Origin of the sequence: Candidatus Pedobacter colombiensis, from assembly GCA_029202485.1 — a bacterium.
GTDB classification, from domain to species: domain Bacteria; phylum Bacteroidota; class Bacteroidia; order Sphingobacteriales; family Sphingobacteriaceae; genus Pedobacter; species Pedobacter colombiensis.
Genome location: CP119313.1, coordinates 3,076,853 through 3,094,388, shown reverse-complemented (window position 1 = coordinate 3,094,388; position 17,536 = coordinate 3,076,853). Strand labels below are relative to the sequence as shown.

General features: G+C 39.0%; 9 protein-coding genes. 8 read left to right on the top strand and 1 reads right to left on the bottom strand.

All coding sequences use genetic code 11. The annotated features are described in order from the left end of the window. The first annotated feature begins 4 nt into the window (after positions 1-4). The 5 genes from P0Y49_13040 (at position 5) to P0Y49_13020 (ending at position 10,642) form a co-directional block, all read left to right on the top strand. Complete coding sequence (locus P0Y49_13040; GenBank protein ID WEK17722.1) at positions 5-1,603, top strand: glycoside hydrolase family 28 protein; 1,599 nt, start codon at positions 5-7, stop codon at positions 1,601-1,603. A gap of 16 nt (positions 1,604-1,619) precedes the next feature. Continuing rightward, on the top strand, positions 1,620-4,445 hold the full coding sequence (locus P0Y49_13035; protein ID WEK17721.1) for a glycoside hydrolase N-terminal domain-containing protein: 2,826 nt from the start codon (positions 1,620-1,622) through the stop codon (positions 4,443-4,445). Next, positions 4,423-7,947 (top strand): malectin domain-containing carbohydrate-binding protein, encoded by a 3,525-nt coding sequence (locus tag P0Y49_13030; protein WEK17720.1) that lies wholly within the window; start codon positions 4,423-4,425, stop codon positions 7,945-7,947. Before P0Y49_13035 ends, P0Y49_13030 begins: the two co-directional genes overlap by 23 nt. 131 nt (positions 7,948-8,078) lie before the next feature. Further along, complete coding sequence (locus P0Y49_13025; protein ID WEK17719.1) at positions 8,079-9,647, top strand: sodium:solute symporter; 1,569 nt, start codon at positions 8,079-8,081, stop codon at positions 9,645-9,647. Between the two features lie 62 nt (positions 9,648-9,709). Next, positions 9,710-10,642 (top strand): dihydrodipicolinate synthase family protein, encoded by a 933-nt coding sequence (locus tag P0Y49_13020; GenBank protein ID WEK17718.1) that lies wholly within the window; start codon positions 9,710-9,712, stop codon positions 10,640-10,642. Here P0Y49_13020 and P0Y49_13015 read toward each other — a convergent pair. Next, positions 10,639-11,511, bottom strand: coding sequence for an AraC family transcriptional regulator (locus P0Y49_13015; GenBank protein WEK17717.1), 873 nt, complete (start codon positions 11,509-11,511; stop codon positions 10,639-10,641). The genes P0Y49_13020 and P0Y49_13015 overlap by 4 nt on opposite strands. A 242-nt stretch (positions 11,512-11,753) precedes the next feature. Here P0Y49_13015 and P0Y49_13010 point away from each other — a divergent pair, with 242 nt between their 5' ends. The 3 genes from P0Y49_13010 (at position 11,754) to P0Y49_13000 (ending at position 17,526) form a co-directional block, all read left to right on the top strand. Further along, a complete protein-coding gene (locus P0Y49_13010) occupies positions 11,754-13,376 on the top strand; it encodes a fucose isomerase (GenBank protein ID WEK17716.1) in 1,623 nt (540 codons plus the stop codon). 40 nt (positions 13,377-13,416) lie between these two features. After that, complete coding sequence (locus tag P0Y49_13005; GenBank protein ID WEK17715.1) at positions 13,417-14,091, top strand: DUF3826 domain-containing protein; 675 nt, start codon at positions 13,417-13,419, stop codon at positions 14,089-14,091. A gap of 258 nt (positions 14,092-14,349) precedes the next feature. Beyond that, positions 14,350-17,526, top strand: coding sequence for a SusC/RagA family TonB-linked outer membrane protein (locus tag P0Y49_13000; protein WEK17714.1), 3,177 nt, complete (start codon positions 14,350-14,352; stop codon positions 17,524-17,526). Positions 17,527-17,536: the final 10 nt, after the last annotated feature.

The following is a 17,536-nucleotide window of genomic DNA, read 5'->3' as shown; positions in this document are numbered from 1 at the left end:
AAAAATGAAGTTTTGTAATTCGTATCCTGTTACCAGATTTTTTACCATTTTTATAGCATGTTGCTGTGCAATAGTTCTTAATGCAAACGCACAACCTTATTACAATGTGTTAAAGTATGGTGCAAAGAATGACAGTAGCAAATTAGCCACTTCAGCTATTAGAAGGGCCATTGATGCAGCTTCAAAAGCTGGTGGAGGTACTGTCTATTTCCCTGCCGGGAAATATTTAACAGGAGCAATACACCTGAAAAGTAACATCACTATTTTTATTGATGCAGGAGCTGAGCTTCATTTTAGTGATAATTTTGATGATTATCTACCCATGGTAAAAAGCAGATATGAAGGGGTAGATGTAACTAGTTTCTCCCCTTTGTTTTATGCATATAAAGCAGAAAATATTGCCATTAAGGGTCGAGGCATCATAGATGGACATGGTAAAAAATGGTGGGATTTTGTAGAAGGTTATAAAGAAGGACAGACAAGATCTAAATGGCAATATCAATTTGATGAGCTCAATAAGGATATACTTATGCCTGATGAGCCAAAGCAGATGAAACGAGGCTTTCTTCGTCCGCCATTTATTCAGACTATGTATTGTAAAAATGTTTTGATAGAGGGAATTAGTATCCGTAATTCTCCTTTCTGGACGGTTAACCCCGAGTTTTGCGAAAATGTAACTGTTCACGCAGTAACGATTAACAACCCACATTCGCCAAATACAGACGGAATCAATCCTGAGTCTTGTAACAACGTACACATTTCTAATTGCCACATTAGCGTTGGGGATGATTGCATTACCATTAAATCGGGTAAAGATGAACCGGGCAGAAAAATGGCTGTTCCGGCCGAGAACTATACCATTACCAACTGCACCATGCTTTCCGGTCATGGGGGGGTGGTTATTGGTAGCGAAATGTCTGGTGATGTAAGAAAGATTACTATTTCTAACTGTGTATTTGATGGCACAGATCGGGGTATCCGTATCAAATCTGCACGTGGAAGAGGTGGCATAGTTGAAGAAATCAGAGTAGATAACATCATCATGAAAAATATAGGCCTACAGGCTATTGTGCTTGATCTGCAATATGCTAAAACGGTGGTTGAGCCTATCTCTGAGCGTACACCAAGATTCAGAAATATCCATTTTAGCAACATTACAGCGCAGGTAAATCAGGCTGCTTATCTAAATGGATTGGAAGAAATGCCTATTGAGAATATCAGCTTTAACGATATCAATATGGAAGCTAAAACGGGATTTGATATTCATAATTCCAACAGGATAGAATTTCATAATGTCCAGGTAAATACAGAAATCGGCCCTTCAGTAAAAGTCGATAATGTAAAAATGTTGACTATTAATGGGTTGAAGAGTTATGAGCCACATAAAAATGCAGCAGTAATAGATCTTAAAAACGTAAATGACGCGTTTATTTATAATTCTTTTCCGGTTGTGGGTACGGAAGTGTACTTAAAATTAAGTGGAGAAAAGATTAAAAATATAACGTTAGGAAATAATAACTTTAGTCATGCTAAAACTCCTGTTTTAACTGAGAGGGAAGTTACAGAGGCAGTAAGGGTTATTTCGGGAGATTCAATTAAGTAATTTAATTTGTATCAAGATGAAATTTATAAGTTTCCCAAACTTGATGTCTGTAGTAATGATCAATTGTTTAATCATTACACATGTTGTTGCCCAACAACCTTCCTATCAACTTTGGTATAACAAACCTGCAGTAAAATGGACTGATGCTCTGCCTATTGGAAATGGACGTATAGGAGCCATGATATTTGCAGGTGTGGAAAGGGATCACATTCAGTTTAATGAAGAAACCTTATGGACAGGTGGTCCTAGAGATTATAATCACAAAGGTGCTGCTGGCTACCTTGCCGAGATCAGGAAACTACTTTTTGAAGGTAAACAGAGTGCTGCAGAAAAGTTAGCTGAAGAAAAGTTTATGGGCAGCCAGAGCGGAGCGGGAGACAGGGATAAATGGACTGCGGAAATGAAAACCGGGAAAGGTATGCAGGGTAATCCGGCTGCAGAAAGCTACGATGACCAGCAATGGAAAACCATTAAAGTACCGAGCTATGAAGGCTGGGAAACAACAGTGGGACTATCGGGCTTTGATGGTGCAGTATGGTTGCGTACTACCTTTGATGTACCTGAAAACTGGCTGGGTAAAAACCTGGTGCTTGACTTGAATCGTATCCGCGATCAGGACTTTACCTACGTAAACGGAACGCTTGTTGGCAATACAGATGGGACTACACCAAGAAAGTATACCATTCCGGCTAAACTGATTAAAAAAGGAACAAATACAATTGCTATACAAGTATTGAATTACTTTGATAAAGGCGGTATAGCAGGTTATAAAGATATCAATAGACCTATTGCAGTTTATCCCGAAGGCGATCAACCCGAAAAAGGAGTTTCGTTGGTTAAAGAGTGGAAATATAAGATTCAGAATGATGAACCACCAGTAGTTTCACAGTTTCAGGCGAGTTATCAGCCATTTGGTGATCTGTTTCTGAACTTTAAAAATCAGGCTGTTGCCGTTACCAATTACAAACGCAAGTTAGATTTAAGTACAGCTATTGCCAGTACATCTTATACGTTAAATGGTGTAAATTATTTACGTGAGTATTTTGCCAGTCAGCCAAATCAGGCTGTCGTAATCCGTTTAACTGCTGATAAAAAAGGAAGCATTAGTTTAGATGCTTTACTGGGCAGTCCACATAAATATACTGCTGTTAAAAAAATAAATGAAAATACCATTTCATTGACCTTAAGTGTACGTGGTGGCGTTTTAAAAGGTCAAAGTCAGCTTAAAGCAGTTATTACAAAAGGGAAATTACTGGTTGGACAAGGTAAGTTAAGCATAACCAATGCAGATGAAGTTACCCTTTACCTTACTGCAGGTACCAATTTTATTAACGATAAAAATGTATCTGGAAATCCTGCTGCTGCCTGTATAAAAGCCATTGCTAGCTTACAAAATAAAACTTACGCACAGATTAAATCAGCACATGTAAAAGAATACCAAAAATACTATAATCCCTTTTCAATTAGTTTTGGAAAGAGCGAAAATGAAGGCTTACCTACCGATGAGCGCATAGAGAAGTTTGCAGGATCAGCCGATGCCCCCTTTGCGGCCTTATATGTGCAATACGGTCGCTATTTGTTGATTTCAAGCTCGAGACCCGGAACCCAGCCTGCAAATCTTCAGGGCATCTGGAATGATTTGCTAACTCCGCCATGGGGTAGTAAGTACACCACCAATATTAACCTGGAGATGAATTACTGGCCAACCGGGATTTTGAATTTGGAACCTCTGAATGAGCCTTTATTTAAAAAGATACAAGAACTCGCACAAAACGGTGCCATGACGGCAAAAGTACATTACAATGCAAATGGCTGGGTGTTGCATCACAATACCGATTTATGGAACGGCACGGCACCTATAAATGCTTCAAATCATGGGATATGGGTTTCTGGTGCAGGTTGGTTAAGTCAGCATTTATGGGAGCATTACCAGTTTACCCAAGACAGGGCTTTTCTTAAAAATGAAGCCTACCCCTTAATGAAGCAGGCGGCAGTTTTTTTCGTAGATTTCTTGATCAAAGATCCTAAAACAGGTTGGTTGATCAGTACACCATCTAATTCTCCGGAAAATGGAGGTTTAGTGGCAGGACCAACAATGGATCATCAGATCATCAGGACATTGTTTAAGAACTGTATTGCGGCCAGTGAATTGTTGGGAACTGATGCTGAATTTAGAAAAACATTACAACAAAAACTTACTCTGATTGCACCTAATCAGATTGGTAAATATGGACAGTTGCAGGAATGGCTTGAAGATAAAGACGATACTACTAATAAACATAGGCATGTCTCGCATTTATGGGGGGTACACCCGGGTAACGACATTACCTGGGATACGCCGGATATGATGAAGGCCGCGCGCCAATCCTTAATTTACAGAGGTGATGAAGGTACAGGGTGGAGCCTTGCATGGAAAATCAATTTCTGGGCAAGATTTAAAGATGGCGACCATGCTATGAAAATGGTGAAAATGCTGATTAGTCCTGCAGAAAAAGGTGGTGGTGCTTATGTGAATCTATTTGATGCTCATCCACCATTTCAGATTGATGGCAATTTTGGTGGCGCTGCAGGTATTGCCGAGATGCTTTTACAAAGTCATACGCAATTTGTTGAATTGTTACCAGCGTTACCTGCAGATATTCCGGAGGGAGAAGTGAATGGGATTTGTGCACGCGGTGGCTTTGAGTTAAATTTTAAATGGAGTAAAGGTGTGTTAACGGCACTGGAGATTTCTTCTAAAACCGGAGGGGTTTGTCTGTTGCGGTACGGAAATAAAATTACCAGTATCGCTACACAAAAGGGAGAAATATATAAATTGAATGGAGATTTGGAGAAATTATAAAAGAAAGCTTATTGTCTTTTTGGTAGGCATTCTTTTAACTAGTACAGGTTTTACACAAACAGGATTACGTAAAAATACTACACTAAATAGCAACTGGCAAAGCATTGCCAATGATATAAATATCAATGCCTATAATGGTTTTGAACAAAGCAACTTTAATGATAAAAGCTGGAAAAGGGTAAATGTTCCGCACAATTGGGATCAGTATGAAGGGTATCGCAGGTTGTTACATGGCAACAGACATGGCTACGCCTGGTATCGTAAAACCTTTACAACTACAGCTCAAAAAACAGGTAAACGTTTCTTTCTTTATTTTGAAGGGGTTGGTTCGTATGCCAGCATATGGCTAAACGGTAAAAAGGTAGGTTACCATGCCGGTGGCCGTACCACCTTTACACTGGATGTAACGAATGTGATTAAATTAAACAACCAGTCTAATCTGCTGGCTGTACGTGCTGATCATCCAGTGAACATTCAAGACCTACCTTGGGTAGATGGTGGCTGTTCGACAGAACGTGGTTTCTCCGAAGGCTCGCAGCCCATGGGGATTTTCAGGCCGGTACACCTGGTTGTGACCAGCGATGTAAGGATCGAACCTTTTGGCGTGCACATCTGGAATGACAATAAAGTTTCCGAAAAATCGGCTATGCTGAAAATGGAAACGGAAATTAAGAATTATGGTACGACACCCCGTACAATAGAGGTTATCAATCAGTTGTTTGATAAGGATGGCAAGAAAATAAGCGAAAGTAAAAATGTAAATAAGCTATTGGCAGGAAGGAGTTTAACAGTAGTTCAGCAAACAGCAGACTTGAAGGGTGTAAAGCTATGGTCCTTAGAAAACCCTTATTTGTATACACTTAAAACGAGCATTATTGAAGGAAATAAAGTAATTGATGAATTGAGCACTCCTTATGGCATTCGCTGGATCAGCTGGCCTATAGGAGACCATCCTGCAGATGATAAACGGTTTTTATTGAATGGAAAACCTGTCTTTATAAATGGAGTGGCAGAATATGAGCACCTTATTGGTAACAGTCATGCTTTTAGTGCAGAACAGATCAGATCGCGCGTGATGCAAATTAAAGCCGCTGGTTTTAATGCTTTTCGCGATGCGCACCAGCCACATAATTTGCTTTATCAGGAGTATTGGGACAAGTTGGGGATTCTATCATGGACACAAATGGCAGCTCACATTTGGTATGATACACCTGAGTTCAGAGCCAATTTTAAATTATTGCTTACCGATTGGGTTAAAGAACGACGCAACAGCCCTTCAGTAGTATTGTGGGGATTAGAAAATGAGAGCACATTGCCCGAAGATTTCGCAAAAGAGTGTACAGAGCTCATTCGTAAGTTGGATCCTACGGCATCTGCTCAGCGAAAAGTAACAACATGTAATGGTGGTAAGGGGACAGACTGGGATGTACCGCAAAATTGGACAGGCACCTACGGTGGGGATCCTTTAACCTATGCTGATGATATACAAAGACAAGTGTTGATTGGTGAATATGGTGCCTGGCGTACACTTGACTTGCACACAGAAGGCCCTTTTATGCAGAAAGGGACGTATAGTGAAAATAACATGACCCAATTAATGGAAACCAAGGTCAGGCTAGCTGAATCAGTAAAAGATAAAACGGCTGGACATTATTTCTGGTTGTTCAATTCGCATGATAATCCGGGTAGGGTACAAGGTGGTGAGGGGTTGAGAGAATTGGATCGTGTAGGTCCTATAAATTACAAAGGAATGTTTACTCCATGGGAAGAACCATTGGATGTATTTTATATGTTTAGAGCCAACTATGCACCAAAACAAACAGAACCTATGGTTTATATTGTTTCGCATACCTGGCCGAAAAGATGGTTGAAACCGGGTAAAAAGGACAGTATTACTGTGTATTCCAATTGTGATGAAGTTGAGCTTTTTAACGATGTAAACGAGGCATCCTTAGGGAAAAGAAAACGAGGAGGTATTGGTACGCATTTCCAATGGGATGGAGTAATTGTACAATACAATGTACTTTATGCTGTGGGGTATGTAAATGGAAAGGCTGTGGCTAAAGATTATATCGTATTGAACAACTTACCAGTGGCGCCTCATTTTAATGAGTTTAATAAGGATGCTAAAAACATAACAGTTCCCGCAAAAGACTATACCTATTTGTATCGAATAAATTGTGGTGGACCGGAGTATAAAGATCAGAACGGACAACTGTGGTCGGCAGACAGACAACTAATTAATGGAGGTTTTGGTTCTCGATCCTGGACAACTAGTTTTCCCGGTATGCCGGCATTTTTTGCCAGTCAACGCCGTACATTCGATCCGATTAAAGGCACTATAGATTGGAAGTTGTTTCAAACTTTTAGGTATGGACGTGATCAACTTACCTATCATTTCCCTGTTCCTGACGGGGAATATCTGATAGAACTCTATTTTATAGAACCCTGGTTAGGTACTGGTGGAGGAATGAATGCTAAGGGGATGCGTTTGTTTGATGTCGCTGTAAATGGCCAAACATTACTTAAAGATGTAGATATATGGGCGGAAGTGGGGCATGATGCGGTTTTAAAGAAAACGGTAAAAGCGTGGGTTAAAGGCGGACAGCTTATTGTTTCCTTTCCTCAGGTAAAATCAGGACAGGCTGTGATTTCAGCGATTGCAATTGCCTCCACTACAAAAAATATAACACCGGTAAGGGAGAGTAACAGTATCATTGAGCTTGCAGGGGGTAGCGGCTTTAGATCCAGTACATGGATGGATCTTGGCGATCAGCAGTATGCTGATGATCCTGTGTATTTTACTTCATTACCTTCAGCCCTTTATGGTGCAGAATGGATACAAACATCTAATAAAACAAATGCTGCTTTACAATTTAAGGTTACGGCCGATGCGGATGTATATGTAGCCGTTGATACTCTTGTAATTAATCGACCGGCTTGGCTAGCCAATTTTGAGGATACCAAAACAACACTCCATAACAGCAGAGAACAAACTTTTAATATTTATAAAAAACGCTACCTCAAAGATGAAACCCTGAAACTGGATGGGAAATATACTATTGCTGTATTGCCATTAAGCAATATGCAGCCTGCATATGACCTTAAAACAGTAACCACCTACAAAGCAACGGATGCAAATCTTATAGGTAATGGATTGATAAAAGAGGAACTGATGGATAAGGTACGTGTTACATTTAAAAAGCCATCGGGCGATGTATTGGAATGGCACATTACAGTTGGTGTTGCCGATACTTACTCGCTTACGCTAAAATACCACAATCCATTTGAGCGCTCGTTAAAAGGAAAAATGGAAGTATTAACTATGGATGGTGCGGTACTAAAAGCGGCAGAGCATATAGAGTTTACACCAACTAAAAAGGGGAAATGGAATTATTTCAATACCAATACTGGTACAATGATCAATGCAGGTACTTATAAAGTAAGGCTAATTGCGGAAGATGCAGCAGGATTAAGTATGGATGGTCTTGATGTACAATAATTCGATTTTAAGGGATATAATAAGCTGAAATAAGATAAGATATTATAACATATAGCGAAAATATTATATTAATATAGGACCCTGCAAGTTGATATTTGCTTAACCAAATTTATAAAACAGTTAATCGCCTAATGAAGGGTCTCCCTATTTTCGATCTTGTTATAATTGTCATTTACCTTATTGGGATGATACTGGTAGGGATTTATTTCTCCCGTAACAACAAAAATTCAGAACAATTTACTAAGGCTTCAGGCCTTATACCAGGCTGGGCCATAGGCTTATCCATTTATGCTACATTTTTAAGTAGTAATACTTTTCTGGGCGTACCAGGCAAAGCATTCGGTGGAAACTGGAATGCATTTGTCTTTAGTCTTTCTATGCCACTAGCCGCCTGGGTAGCTTCAAAATACTTCGTGCCTTATTATAGAGGCACAGGCGAAATCTCTGCTTATACACACCTCGAGAATCGATTTGGTGCATGGGCCAGAACCTATGCTGTTGTGTGTTTTTTGCTTACTCAACTGGCCCGTATGGGATCAATTTTTTTCGGAATAGCCTTAAGCTTACAAGCACTCACTGGCTATTCTATGCAAATGATTATGGTTGTGATGGGCGTTTGTATTATCATTTATACGGTGCTGGGTGGAATTGAAGCGGTGATCTGGACAGAAGTAGTTCAGGCTGTCGTAAAAACCTTTGGCGCGCTGCTTATCCTTTACCTTATCATTACCAATATGCCTGGGGGCATACCAAAAGTAATTGAAATTGGTAAAGCATCTGATAAGTTTAGTTTGGGTAGCTTTTCGCCCGACTTCGTCAGTTCCTCCTTTTGGGTGGTTTTATTGTACGGTTTCTTTATCAACCTCAATAACTTTGGTATGGATCAGAATTATGTGCAACGTTATCATACGGCATCCTCATCAAAATCAGCTTCTAAATCCATCTGGTTGTGTGTTTGGTTGTATGTACCTGCATCGCTGATGTTCTTTGTAATCGGTTCTTGTTTGTATGCCTATTATGACGTTCACCCGGAGCTGATTGAAAATATAAAACACCAGGTAGCGTTAGAGCGTTTGCCGCTTAGCGCATCGGCCGCAGAGATTATGACTATAGAGAAATCATTGCAGCCTGCAGATTATGGCGACAAGATTATGCCGCATTTTATGGTAACCAAAATACCTGTAGGCTTAGTTGGGCTGATTGTTTCGGCCATATTATCTGCAGCTATGAGTACGATTAGTTCAGGAATGAATTCATCAGCAACTGTTTTTACTGTCGACATTTATAAAAGATATTTTAAACCCGGTATTACCGAAAAGCAAAATCTCTCCCTCTTGCATATTGCAACCGTAGTGTTCGGACTATTAGGTATGGGAGCGGGGATTGCCATGATAGGCGTAAAGAGTATCCTTGATGTATGGTGGGAGCTGTCGGGTATTTTTGCTGCAGGGATGTTAGGCCTGTTTTTGCTGGGCATTGCAAGCAGACAAACAAAAAATCACGAAGCCTTAATTGCTACCATGATTGGTATTGTGGTGATCATTTGGATGACATTTTCTGCTCATTTGCCGGAGCAGTACGAGTTTCTCAGGAATCCCCTAAATAAAAATATGATCATTGTGATCGGTACCCTAAGCATCTTTCTGGCAGGGATATTTTTAACAAGATTGAAGAATAAGAACCTAAAACCAGCTGATTGAAGCCTTCCGGTTTAAGCCGGTCATATAGAATACTTTATAGAAAATTTATTAGAGAATATAAAATGGAAAACTCACGAAAAGGGTTCATCCCGGTCATGCTTACGCCTTTTTTAAGCAATGGAGAGATAGATTATACTGCACTTACGCAGCTTACAGAAGTGTATTTACAAGCCGGTGCGTCTGGATTATTTGCCAATTGTCTTTCAAGCGAAATGTTCGAGTTAACAGATGAAGAACGCATAAAAGTAATCAGTCATGTTATTAAAGTGACGAATGGAGCTGTGCCTGTAGTGGCGACAGGCACTTTTGGGGGCGCAATCAGTAAACAAGCTGATTTTGTTAAAAGAGTAAATGATCTGGGTACTGAAGCTGTGATTATGATTTCCAGCTTACTGGCTGAAGAGCAGGAAGCTGATGAAATATTCGATCAGCGTGTTTTCGAGCTGTTTGAACAAACACCGGGAATTCCGCTTGGTTTTTATGAATGTCCAGTTCCTTATAAAAGGATATTAAATGCAACTCAGCTAAAGCAATTTGTAGCCAGCGGAAGGGTAATTTATCATAAAGACACTTGTTTGGATCTGGAGCAGATAAAAGCCAAACTGAATGTAACCAAGGATTATAAGGCGTTTGGTTTATATGATGCTTACATGGTACACGCGATAGACTCTCTAAAAGCCGGTTCAGCAGGTTTGTCTTGTATTCAGGGGAATTACTTTCCGGAACTAATTGTATGGCTATGCAATAATTACAATGACCCTAAAATGGAAATTGAATTGCTAAGAGTACAACAATTTCTGATAGATAATATGGATGTAATGCATAATGTATATCCGGTTGTGTCTAAGTACTTTTTACAAAAAAGAGGGCTGAATATTTCCACCTTTACGCGTAGGGACGTTGGTATATTTGACAGTAAGATTGTTAAAGAAATAGAAGGTTTATACAGCGATTACAGCACATTAAAAAATGAATTAAACATCCAGGTACTTTAGTCATTTAAATATTTTCGCTTATAATCCATTGGAGTCATGCCTGTTACTTTTTTAAAATGCCTGTAAAAATTAGATACATTGTTAAAGCCGCAATCAAAACAGATCATTTCTGTAGGGAGTTTATCTTCAATTAAAAAGCGGCAGGCATGACTAACCCTAATTTCAATGAGAAAATCATAATAGGTTTTTTTTGTCATCAATTTAAAATACCGGCAAAACGAGGTGATACTCAGATTACTTAACGAAGCGATTTCTTCGAGCGTAATGTCGTTTTTGTAATTGGTCATCGTATATGTGCATATTTTGTTGATACGGATCGTTTCCGATTCATTGGATTGGTAAAAAGTATTTTTCCCCGTTACAATAGTGTCATATTCATCCGTTTCGGCAAGTGTTTTTAAAATACTTAACAGTATGATGATGCGGTCCAGGTTTGTTGCCTCTATAGATGATTTCATCAGTTCGGCCAGCTTATCCTTAGCTTTACCACTGATAACCATTCCGCTTTTTGCCTTCTCAAATAGCTTTGGGATCAGGTAGGCTTCCGGTAAGTTTAACAAATATTTTCCCAGGCAATCCGGTAAAAATTGGATCACCATAGCTTCTACATGCAGATCAGGATTACCCTGGAAATACTCATCCTTACAGCGCCAGGTATGCGGTAGATTTTCTCCTAATAAGATCATTTCACCAGGTATGAAATTACTGATGTTGTCGCCTATAAAACGGACACCTTCGCCTTTAATAATATAGTGAAGTTCAAGTTCCGGATGGTAGTGCCATACATTTCCGAAGTCAGGTTTAATATCATGGCGGATACTAAAGGAGCTTTGGAGCGTACTTGGGATTTTATGGAAATAAGGCTTCATTTTTATTTTTATATTTGAATATTATATTTATATTTAATTATTAAAAATGTTGATTTAGCAAATCATGTATAGAAATTGACTAAATATAGTAGTTTTTATGATAATATCCTATAATAATTTGCTAATAACTATCAGTAATTGATAAGCGCTATTGTTGAGTTTTGTATAAATCACAACAGGCGATAACCAAAATATAAACCGACACATTCTTTTTATATAAAGAATGTGTTCAGTAATAAATTATGAAACAACGGGGAAATAAAGAAATTTTACTAGTTTCCAGCGGAGATTTACGATTGTCAGCAAATCAAAATTGCTGGGAAGCGCAATCTCAAATGGAGTGTGATCTGACCAAAGCCATTACTAAACTTGGCTGGACAGTTAAACGCGCTCATCCTTACGATGTAACGAAGAAACATGGCTTTATTGATTCCCAAAGAATGGGAATGGATATATTCCAAAACATAGATCCAGAACAACCCCTAATTGTTGCCGAAAGTGTTTGGCAATATTCACATCACGTATTTGCAGGTTTAACTACACACAAAGGTCCAATTTTAACGGTTGCCAACTGGAGCGGTCAATGGCCAGGACTGGTAGGTATGTTAAACTTAAACGGCTGTTTAACTAAAGCCGGTGTGGCTTACAGTACTTTATGGTCTGAGCAGTTTGTGGATGATTTTTTTGTTGATGGATTAAATGAATGGTTGATTACTGGTAAAATCAGCTATGACTTAAGTCATGTGAGAAGCCTGGAACTCCATAAACTTCCATTTGTTGAAGAAGAGCAAGGAAGAAATTTTGCTCGTAAACTGAAAGCAAGAAAGGTGATTATGGGGGTTTTTGATGAGGGCTGTATGGGCATGTACAATGCTATTGTGCCGGATGAATTATTACACCCAACAGGATTTTTTAAAGAAAGATTAAGCCAATCGGCTCTTTACGCAGCTATGTTGCGCGTAACAGATATAGAAGCTGTAGCTATTTTAGATTGGCTATTGAATAAAGGCATGAAGTTTAATTGGGGGTCAAATCCGGAAACAGAATTGACTAGAGTACAAACCCTTGATCAATGTAAAATGTATATCGCTGCGGTTCGTATAGCTAACGAATTTGGTTGCGATACTATTGGGATACAATATCAGCAGGGTATGAGAGATCTTACAGTGGCGAGCGACCTGGTAGAGGGACTGTTAAACAACGAAGACAGACCACCTGTATTTTCGGAAAAGGGAAAAGAACTTTACGCTGGAAAAGCATTACCACATTTTAATGAAGTGGATGAATGTGCTGGGGTTGATGCTTTTCTAACCTATAATCTATGGAAAGAGCTCGGAATGTCGGGGGAAAATACTTTACATGACATTCGCTGGGGAGAACATTATAAAGGCGAAGGAATTGATGATTTTGTGTGGCTTTTCCTGATCTCGGGGGCAGCGCCTGCTGCTCATTTTGTTGATGGATATAAAGGTGCGGCTAGCGACAGGCAGCCGGCAATGTATTTCCGTTTAGGTGGCGGTACACTTAAAGGGATCAGTAAACCGGGCCCTATTGTTTGGAGCCGGGTATATGTGATGAATAACGAATTGCATTGTGATTTGGGGGTTGGTGAGGTGGTTGCTTTACCTGAAGAGGAAACCTACAGACGATGGAATGAAACTACTCCAGAATGGCCGATTATGAATGCAGTTTTAAAAGGAGTGAGCAGAGACCAGTTAATGAGCAGGCACAAGGCAAACCACATTCATGTGGTGTATGCAACAGATGAGACCATGGCGCACAAGGCATGTCGCATAAAAGCGGCAGCAATGGACGAATTAGGAATAAAGGTGCATTTCTGTGGAGATGTAAATCTTAAAGCTTAACAAGGATTTTAGTACAAATTACTAACCAAATTAATAAATTATGAAACGTGTTTACCTTTTATTTTCTTTAATGCTCTCCGGTATGGTCAGTGTACTTGCGCAGAATAATGCAATTCCCGAGAACGAAAAGACGGCATATTTAAAGGTGATCACTCAGCGGGCTGATAAGATCGCTGCTGCACTTAACATCAATGATGTTGCAAAACAAGAAAAGGTTAGGGATATTATTCGTAATCAGTATAGTGATCTGAATGATATTTATACAGAGCGTGATGCAAATCTAAAATCAATTAAAGAAGTAAATAGTGGCGATAAAGTAGCAACAGAAGCGGCTATAAAAGAAGTCTCTACTAAAACTGATGCTAAATTGGCTAAACTACATGAAAAATACCTGAGTAAATTGTCCTCGAATTTAAGTACAGAGCAAGTAGATCAGGTAAAAAATGGGATGACATATAATGTTTTAACCATTACTTATAAGGCTTACCAAGAACAGATATTAACACTTAACGACGAGCAGAAGAAGCAAATTTTAACCTGGCTTACCGAAGCGCGTGAGCATGCCATTGATGCAGAATCATCAGATAAAAAACACGCATGGTTTGGTAAATATAAAGGTCGAATAAACAATTATCTTTCAGCTGCAGGTTACGATTTAAAGAAAGAAGGACAGGAGTGGGAGAAGCGCAGACAAGCAAGCGCAAAAGGGAACTAAACAATAATACTATCCGCTCTCATTTGGTTAGAAGGAGTTCCCGTTACTGATTAAGTTGATTAGTGGTAATGGGTTCTTCTGTTCATAATGATAAAACTAAAACTTAAACCAACTCAATTTGATTCAAAATTTACATTAAACCAAACCATTAACAATCTTTAAAATAAACCAAACTATAATTATCCAATGGAAAAGTTTACCTAACAATGAGCTTATTCCTTAGATAATAAATTGACCATTTATATAACAAAACCGAGTATGAACTTTAAACTTTTACGAACGTTAAAAGGGGTAGTAATATTATCCCTGCTTTTTTGCGCCTCATCGTATGCGCAAGTAAGGAAAATTACAGGTAAAGTAACCGATGCCAACGACGGAGGACCATTACCAGGCGTAAATGTGAGCATTAAAGGTAAACCCAGTAATGTGAGCACCAACGAAGACGGAATTTATACCATTCAGGCCAATCCAGAAACTGATGCATTGGTATTCTCCTACATCGGTTTTACTCGCCAAACTGTTAACCCGGCTGGAAAAACGACTTTAAATGTTCAGTTGGTCCCTAATAACGAGGCCCTTAAAGAAGTTGAAATTGTTTCTATTGGTTATGGCTCGCAGAAGAAAATTTCCTCGACGCATGCAATTGAAAATGTTAATATGAAGGCAATTGAGGATTTACCAGTGGGAAGCTTAGCTGCGGCCTTAAGAGGGCAATTGGCTGCTGTAAGTGTTAATGGCGGCCAATCCAGACCTGGTCAAAATGCCACTATTACCATTCGTCAACCCCGTATTTTTTCTAAGGACGGAGGAAATACAGAACCAATTTATATTGTGGATGATGTTTTTAAAACGCCTGCAGAATTCAACTTATTGGATCAGAGTGAAATAGAGAGTATTTCAGTCTTAAAAGATGCCGCTGCTGCAATATATGGTGTTAACGGTAATCAGGGTGCTGTACTGGTTAAAACAAAGCGTGGAAAAATAGGTGCTCCTAAAATTAGTTATAGTGGCTCTGTCGGTATAACTGATGCAACCAGATTACCTAAAATGATGAGTGGATATGACCAGGCAAGGTATTTAAATACCTATAATTATACCGAAGGTAAGTTTAAGAATCCTGCTTTTGACTGGAACGGAGCTCTGGTAAGATACACCGATGAAGAACTGAATTATTTCAAGAATTACAATTACGATTGGTTAGATATGGCCTGGAAAGCCTCAACCATTAACCGGCATACTTTAAACGTAACTGGTGGGGCTGATAAAGCGACCTATTTTGCAAGTGTTACTTACAATGCACAAGATGCAAATCTAGATAACATAAATTCAGATAGGTGGACTTATAGAGCCAGTACTGATATCAAACTAGCAACCGGACTTAATTTGGGTGTTCAGCTGAGTGGGGATGTTTATAACAACAAATCCTATTGGTTAAAGCAAGGAGGTGAAAATGTTGAAAAGGATGTTCTGGCATTGATGCAAACCCCTCAATTTATTCCACCTTACATCAATGGCTATCCGGTAAATATAACAGGAAGCACGAGTGCAACGACGGAGAATTTTCATTTTTTTGCTGTACAAAACAATGGGGATTATACCAAAACAAGAAATGTTGGTTTAAATGTTAATCTTAACCTCAATTACGAAATACCTTTTATTAAAGGTTTGTCAGCGAAGGCAACATACAATCAACGAAATAATAACAGTTTTGGCAAACAGTATGGGACTGCGTATGACGTTTACAATTTTTCAATGTTAGGTAATAAGCACATTTACGGCGGGAACATAACGAGCAAAACGACACTGAAAAATGGATATATGTTGCGTTTTAATCCTACATATGATAAAAATTATCAGATCAACGGAGGATTTAATTTTAATAGATCTTTTGGAAAACACAATATTTCCGCAATGGCTTTGGTGGAACAAAGAGAGTCTTATGCCGATGGAGTTGCTACCTATATAGAAGATCCTATTATGGGAGGTGAGGATAATATGAATTATTTTTATGGCACTTCGGTAATGCAAAGCGAATCTGAATCGGAAGCAGGATACTTATCTTACATTAGTAGATTTAGTTACAATTATGACGAGAAATATTTGTTTGAGACAACAGTAAGGGCAGACGCTTCGACCAATTTTGCTCCCGAAAATCGTTGGGGATATTTCCCCTCTTTTTCTGCCGGTTGGATTGTGAGCAAGGAAAACTTCTTTAAAAAGAATGTGAATTTCGTGAATTTCCTAAAAATAAGAGCCACTTTAGGATTTGCAGGCAGTGATAGAACCAGAGGGTTTCAATGGTATGACCGTTATAGAAAACAAACCCAAAGAAGTGCAGTGTTTGGGGGAGATGCAGACAGGACATTGGTTTTTAATCAAAATGGTATTTCTAACAGAAATGTACTATGGGATGATGCCGTGAAAATGGGTATAGGTATTGAGACCAGATTCCTAAGAGATAGGTTATCTGTTACCATTGATGGTTATAAGGATAAATTTAAAAATATGTTAACGCAACTGACTTCTTCAGTGTCTTTACTAGTAGGTGAAGCATTGCCGTCTGAAAATTATTCAAGAGTCAATACCTTTGGTACAGAAGTTAGTGTTGGTTGGAACGATAGAATTGGTAAAGACTGGTCTTACCGGGTTAATACATTCTTATCATGGTATGATGATAAGAATATATTAAAGGACGTAAGTGCCGGTAATAAAGGCACTATGATGGATCCAAATGGTCGTTCGAGTGACCAGGGTGTTTATGGTTATAAATACGGAGGGCTTTTCAGGACACAAGAAGAGGTAGATGCTTTTATGGCAATAAATCCAAATTACAGGCTTTTTGGTGAAATACCAAAGCCGGGAATGATATGGTATCAGGATGTATCAGGTCCGCGAAATGGTAGTGGAGATCTAACTGCTCCGGATGGTGTGATTACTGCAGATGACCAGACTTATTTAACCAAAAAGGCCGACAACCATTATGGTTTGGGTTTCAATTTTAATGTTACTTATAAGTCCTTGAGTCTGGGGATAACTTCAGGAATGTCGTGGGGCGGACAAGCTGTGGTTGAAGGTGATGCCAGGGCTAGGGCAACAACAACGCTCAATAAGCCGGCTTTTTGGGCAGATCATTGGACTGAAGAGACTCCAAATGCCAAATATCCCAATCCATTCTATACACAAACTTATACAGGTGTTTCCGAGTTTTGGTTCAGGAGTTCTACTACCGTTAGGATTACCAATTTAAATCTATCTTATACATTACCTCAAAACATAAGTAAGAGTATTGGAATAAGTAGCCTGAGAGCTTTTGTTGTTGCAACAAATCCATTCGAATTATATAATCCGTTTAAGGATTACAAGACTAATTCAGGTTCATTTAATGTATATCCAGTATTAAAAACCTGGTCATTGGGTTTAAATGTTGGATTTTAAAACTTAAAAT

Coding starts and splice junctions, on each gene's coding strand:
- P0Y49_13010 (WEK17716.1), top strand. CDS start 11,754: ATGAAACAACGGGGAAATAAAGAAATTTTACTAGTTTCCAGCGGAGAT.
- P0Y49_13020 (WEK17718.1), top strand. CDS start 9,710: ATGGAAAACTCACGAAAAGGGTTCATCCCGGTCATGCTTACGCCTTTT.
- P0Y49_13030 (WEK17720.1), top strand. CDS start 4,423: ATGGAGATTTGGAGAAATTATAAAAGAAAGCTTATTGTCTTTTTGGTA.
- P0Y49_13035 (WEK17721.1), top strand. CDS start 1,620: ATGAAATTTATAAGTTTCCCAAACTTGATGTCTGTAGTAATGATCAAT.
- P0Y49_13015 (WEK17717.1), bottom strand. CDS start 11,511: ATGAAGCCTTATTTCCATAAAATCCCAAGTACGCTCCAAAGCTCCTTT.
- P0Y49_13025 (WEK17719.1), top strand. CDS start 8,079: ATGAAGGGTCTCCCTATTTTCGATCTTGTTATAATTGTCATTTACCTT.
- P0Y49_13005 (WEK17715.1), top strand. CDS start 13,417: ATGAAACGTGTTTACCTTTTATTTTCTTTAATGCTCTCCGGTATGGTC.
- P0Y49_13000 (WEK17714.1), top strand. CDS start 14,350: ATGAACTTTAAACTTTTACGAACGTTAAAAGGGGTAGTAATATTATCC.
- P0Y49_13040 (WEK17722.1), top strand. CDS start 5: ATGAAGTTTTGTAATTCGTATCCTGTTACCAGATTTTTTACCATTTTT.